Origin of the sequence: Pseudomonas sp. PS01299 (assembly GCF_029960145.1) — a bacterium.
GTDB classification, from domain to species: Bacteria; Pseudomonadota; Gammaproteobacteria; order Pseudomonadales; family Pseudomonadaceae; genus Aquipseudomonas; species Aquipseudomonas putida_A.
The window spans coordinates 1-459 of the sequence record NZ_JASCPO010000512.1 but is presented as its reverse complement, the minus strand read 5'-3'; the positions used below and the strand labels follow the sequence as shown (position 1 = coordinate 459).

The 459-nt window shown below is 60.1% G+C and carries 1 protein-coding gene; it reads left to right on the top strand.

Annotation, left to right across the window (positions count from 1 at the left end; translation table 11 throughout):
- Nucleotides 1-146 precede the first annotated feature (146 nt).
- A partial coding sequence (locus tag QMX91_RS31355) for an alpha/beta fold hydrolase (RefSeq protein ID WP_349016851.1) occupies nt 147-459 on the top strand: 313 nt, incomplete at its 3' end.

Below are 459 nucleotides of genomic sequence, written 5' to 3'. Positions count from 1 at the left end.
GCTCGCGAAGACGGAATGAGATCCGCCACAAATGTTGGCTGATACACCGCTTTCGCGAGCAAGCCCGCTCCCACAAAGGTCGGGGGCTTTGAGATTGAAGTAGGGCGGGCTCCTGTAGATGCCGCCCTTTTTTGTGCAAGAGCATTATGCAAAGCAGCAGCAACCTGTTTCCTGTCGCCCTGATCAGCGCCGAACGTCGCGGTGATCTGAGCGAAGATGTGTATCGACTCAAACCCGGCAACAGTCCCGACTGGTCCGTGGAAATCGCCGTGACCCGCTTGGGCATGGCCGACGACACGACACCACGCGGCGTGCCGGTGATTTTGTTGCACGGCAGTTTTTCCAATCGGCGCTTCTGGTTTTCCCCCAAGGGCCTCGGGTTGGGTGCGTACCTGACCCGTCTGGGCTTCGACGTGTGGATCCCGGAGATGCGCGGTCACGGCCTGTCGCAGCGCAACG